Source organism: Streptomyces sp. 13-12-16, assembly GCF_002114215.1.
In the GTDB taxonomy this organism is placed as follows: domain Bacteria; phylum Actinomycetota; class Actinomycetes; order Streptomycetales; family Streptomycetaceae; genus Streptomyces.
Genome location: NZ_NCTE01000356.1, coordinates 1 through 4,258, shown reverse-complemented (window position 1 = coordinate 4,258; position 4,258 = coordinate 1). Strand labels below are relative to the sequence as shown.

At 73.0% G+C, this 4,258-nt stretch carries 6 protein-coding genes and 1 pseudogene; 4 read left to right on the top strand and 3 right to left on the bottom strand.

Annotated features, from left to right (window positions below; genetic code table 11):
- The coding region (locus B7767_RS15045; protein ID WP_143652470.1) for a PP2C family protein-serine/threonine phosphatase at nucleotides 1–376 on the top strand (376 nt) is incomplete at its 5' end.
- A gap of 115 nt (nucleotides 377–491) precedes the next feature.
- Here the strand turns inward: B7767_RS15045 and B7767_RS15040 are convergent.
- The 3 genes from B7767_RS15040 to B7767_RS15030 form a co-directional block, all read right to left on the bottom strand.
- Entirely contained in the window at nucleotides 492–824 is a 333-nt protein-coding gene (locus tag B7767_RS15040) for a DUF2516 family protein (RefSeq protein ID WP_079194921.1), read from the bottom strand.
- A gap of 128 nt (nucleotides 825–952) precedes the next feature.
- Nucleotides 953–1,555 carry a hypothetical protein gene (locus B7767_RS15035; RefSeq protein ID WP_085572634.1) on the bottom strand — a complete coding sequence of 201 codons (603 nt, stop codon included), beginning with the start codon at nucleotides 1,553–1,555 and terminating at the stop codon, nucleotides 953–955.
- Nucleotides 1,556–1,633: 78 nt separating this feature from the next.
- Nucleotides 1,634–2,092: a helix-turn-helix domain-containing protein gene (locus B7767_RS15030; protein ID WP_085572633.1), complete on the bottom strand. Its 459-nt coding sequence runs from the start codon at nucleotides 2,090–2,092 to the stop codon at nucleotides 1,634–1,636.
- A 121-nt stretch (nucleotides 2,093–2,213) separates the two neighbouring features.
- On the opposite strand from B7767_RS15030, the gene B7767_RS15025 reads away from it, so the two are divergent.
- The 3 genes and pseudogenes from B7767_RS15025 to B7767_RS47285 all read left to right on the top strand — a co-directional run.
- The gene (locus tag B7767_RS15025; RefSeq protein ID WP_085572636.1) at nucleotides 2,214–2,738 is read left to right on the top strand and encodes an AAA family ATPase; all 525 of its coding nucleotides are present in this window, start codon (nucleotides 2,214–2,216) and stop codon (nucleotides 2,736–2,738) included.
- A gap of 608 nt (nucleotides 2,739–3,346) precedes the next feature.
- A complete protein-coding gene (locus tag B7767_RS15020) occupies nucleotides 3,347–3,979 on the top strand; it encodes a glyoxalase (protein WP_085572635.1) in 633 nt (210 codons plus the stop codon).
- Nucleotides 3,976–4,258, top strand: a pseudogene (locus tag B7767_RS47285) (hypothetical protein); the annotation flags it as partial. The gene B7767_RS15020 and the pseudogene B7767_RS47285, both read left to right, overlap by 4 nt.

The window sequence follows — 4,258 nt, the reverse complement described above, 5'->3', positions numbered from 1 at the left end:
CCGGGCGGGCCTGTGCCTGGCCGGCCACCCGTCGCCGCTGCTCGCCCGCCCCGGGCACCCCGCGCGGCTGCTGCCGTACGACAACAACGGCCCGGCGCTCGGGCTGCTGCCGGGCGCCCGCTGGCCGCGGATGCAGGTGGAGCTGGGCGCCGAGTGGAGCCTGATGCTCTACACCGACGGCCTGATCGAGGGCAAGGTCGGCGACACCGGGGAGCGGCTCGGCCAGGACGGCATGGTGGAGATGATCCGCCGCCAGCTCTCCGCGGGGCTGCGCGGGGAGGAGCTGCTGCGGACCGCCGTCAACGAGGTCCGGGACCTCAACGGGGGCGAGCTGACGGACGACGTGGCGGTGCTGCTGCTGGACCGGGCGGTGTGAGCGGAAGACCGCCGTCCGGGGTGTGCCGCACGGCGGACACCGGTCCGTCGTGGCCGGTCGCGCCCGCGCGCCGATACCGTCCCGCGCCCCTTCCGGGGCACGGGGCGCCTTCGGGTCAGCGGCCGCCGTTGTACGGCCCGTAGGGGCCGTCGCTGCTGGAGCCCCTGCGGGAGCGCCCGCCGCCGGACAGACCGCGGAGGGCGGGGCGGACGTCGACCATGTACACGATGGTCGCGATCAGCCCGATGATCGGCAGGAACGACAGGATGTTGAAGATCAGGTTCACCACGAAGGCGAGGGCGAGGATGATCAGCCAGAACGGCTTGGTCTTCTTGTCGGCCGCGCGGTAGGCGTCCTCACGGCGCGTGGCGGCGTCGATCAGCGCGAAGCCGCTGAACACGATCAGGGCCATGCTCAGCAGCCACATGAACCCCGCGAAGCCCTGCATCAGCACAACGTCCACCACCAGACTCGGCTCGTCCTCTACGCCGTCACCGTACCCGCAACCACCGGCCGGCTACCCGGACAACGGGCCGGGCACCGCGAGAGTGCCCGGCCCGTCCGGTTCCGTCCCGCCTACTTCGCGGGCGGAGTCGTCTTCTTCGCCGTGTTCTTGCGCGCCGGGGCCTTCTTGGCGGCGGGCTTCTTCACCGCGGCGGGCGTGTCGTCCTCGACCTCGACCGGCTCGACCGGCTCCGGCCGGGGCGCGGGCTTCGGCTCGGCCGCCGGCGGCTCGACGGCGACGGCGATGTCCTCGATGCCCTCGGCGGCGTCGCCGCGCCAGGTCCTCACGGCCTGCTCGCCGTGCTCGGCGACCTTCTCGTAGGTCTCGCGGGCCTTGACGGCGTACTCGGCGGCGATGCCGACCCCGCGCAGCGCGAGGTCCTGGGCGTTCTCGCCGAGCTTCTTCAGGTCGGTGTCGAGCGAGCCGAAGAGCTCGCCGACCTTGTTCTGGAGGTTCTCCTGCGTCTCCCGGACCCGGACGGTCGCCCGCTCCTGGACGGCCTTGGGGTCGGTGTTGCGCACGGCCTCGATACGGGCCGGGGCCTCGGCGCGCAGCTGCTCCACCAGGGCCGGCACCTTCTTGGCCTGCTGCAACGCGAGGTCGGCGGTGCCGGCGGCGAAGTAGAGCGGGGTCGGGTTGCTGAAGGTCTTGCGCAGGTCGTCGGTGATGGCCATGGTGATGGTCCTCCCGGATTCGTTTTCGGCTGAGGGTTCTGTGTGGTCCGCGGCGGGCGGCCGGTGCCCTGGTCCGGTTCAGCCGGCCGTCCGCCGCGGACTGCTGTCGCTGTCGCCGGCCGTGTCGCCCGCGGGGGCGTCGACGGCCTCGGAATCCCCGGGCGTCGCCTCACCGTCCTCGGCGCTCCCAAACCCGTTCTCCTTGCGGAACGACTCGTAGATCTGGAGCAGCACCTGCTTCTGACGCCCGGTCAGCGTGGGATCGGCGAGGACGGCGGCCCGCGTCTCGACCTCGGACCGGTCCCGCTCGGCGTCGAGGATGCCGGCCCGGACGTACAGCGTCTCGGCGGAGATCCGCAGCGCCTTGGCGACCTGCTGCAGCACCTCCGCGCTCGGCTTGCGCAGCCCGCGCTCGATCTGGCTGAGATACGGATTGGACACCCCGGCGGCGTCGGCGAGCTGCCGCAGCGACAACTGCGCACTGCGCCGCTGCTCGCGCAGGTACTCACCGAGATTGCCGACGTTGAGCGATGCCATACCCCCACCGTGCCGCACCTCGCTAACTATTGCAAGCACCTGCTTGCAATAGTGCGCCACGGCACAGGCGGATTCCGGGAAGCACCGCAACCGCGCCGGACGGGGCACTAGCGTGGGGCCCGTGATCGTATGGATCAACGGCACCCACGGCGCGGGCAAGACGACGACCGGTGCGCTCGTGCAGCGGCTGCTCCCGGACTCACGGGTGCTCGACGCCGAGAAGGTCGGCGAGACGCTCATGGACATCACTCCGGAATTGCCCCGGACGGGCAACTTCCAGCACTGGCCGCCGTGGCGGCCCCTCGTGGTCGAGACCGCCCGCCGCGTACTCGACTACACCGGCGGCACCCTGGTGATGCCCATGACCGTCCTGGTCGAGGAGTACTGGCGCGAGATCAGCACGGGCCTCGCGCGCCATGCCGTCCCGGTACGGCACTTCGTCCTCCACGCCGACCGGGAGACCCTCCGCCGACGCATCGCGGGGGACACGGTCCTCGGCCCGGACTCCCCGTTCCGTCTCGGCCACCTGGAGCCCTACGCCGAGGCGGCCCGCACCTGGCTGCACCGCGAGGCCGAGGTCATCGACACCACGCACCTCACGCCCGCCGAGGCGGCCCTGCGGATCGCGGAGGCCGTCAAGGGCTGAGCCGCCCGTTGTCAGTGCCATCGGCGAGGATCCCGGACATGACTGCGACCGCCGCCGACGCACGCAACCTCCTGGACGACGTCCGCACCAGCGCCGCCTGGATCGCCCGCGCGCTCAACGGCTCCGGGTACCGGGCGGACTTCACGCCCGCGAGCCTGCGGGACGTCGAACGCTTCATGGCCGAGCACAGCGACCACGGGGTCGCGGTGCCCGGGGGCCTCCTCGCGACGGACCTGAAGGCGCGCCTGTTCGCCCTCGGCGCCTACCTGGGCGAGACGGTCCGGCGCAGTGCCGGCGGGGTCTGGGAGACCGACGACGAGGACCCGCACAGTGAGGTGGACCTCACGCTCCGCCTCCCCGACGACTCCGTCATCTGGCCCGTCCAGCGCGTGATCAAACGCTTCCGGCACGGCCACGAGGACAGCATCGCCGGCTACGCGACGGGCCTGGGCCCGGGCCTGCGACCGTCCGCACCGACCCGCCGGCGTCACGGCCACGGCGCGGCCGGCCGGACGGCCGCGCCGGTGCAGGTGCCGGTGCAGGTGCCGGAGAAGACCGGTCAGGAATCGAGAAGCCCCGGGAGGCGGAGGGCTCCTAGCGTGAAGGGCATGACGTTCATCGACAGTGTGACGCTCGACGTGGCCGACACCGCGGCCGCACGCCGGTTCCAGACCGCCGCCTTCGGGCTGGACTCGCGGATAGGGCTGCGGGCCTCGGAGGCGGCCACGAGCGGGTTCCGCGGGTTCACGCTGGGGCTCACGGTGTCCCGGCCGGCCGACGTGGACAGCCTCATCGGCACCGCCGTGGAGGCCGGTGCCGTACCGCTGAAGCCGGCCGCGAAGTCGCTCTGGGGGTACGGCGGTGTCGTACAGGCCCCGGACGGGACGATCTGGAAGGTCGCGACCTCGTCGAAGAAGGACCGCGGCCCCGCGACCCGGCGGATCGACGAGATCGTGCTGCTGCTCGGCGTCGCGGACGTGGCCGCGAGCAAGCGGTTCTACGTCGAGCGGGGCCTCACCGTGGCGAAGAGCTTCGGCCGTACGTACGTCGAGTTCGCCGGCGGGGAGTCGAGCCCCGTCAAGCTGGCGCTGTACCGGCGCCGTGCCCTCGCCAAGGACCTCGGCGTCCCCGCGGAGGGGAGCGGATCGCACCGACTGGTGATCGGCGGCGGTACGGGTGCCTTCACCGACCCGGACGGGTTCGCCTGGGAGGCCGCGTCCCCTGCCGTCATGACACCGTGACGGAGGCTGCGCCGCGCGGATTCGAGGAGAGGCCGCGGGACACCCGCGCGAGACGCGCGAGCGACGCCGGCCACCGGGTGGCGACCCCGGGCACCCCGGGCGGTGTCCGCCCGGTCCCCCTCCCGCCCCTCCGGGACGGGACCGCGTTCCTCACCGGCATCACCGCACTCGACGCCGACACGGGCGGCGCGTCCACCACGGCAACCGGACCCGGCCCGCGCGAGCCCGACCCGCACTTCCCCGCCCGGCGGCGACCTGCCGGCGGACGGACCGCGCGGG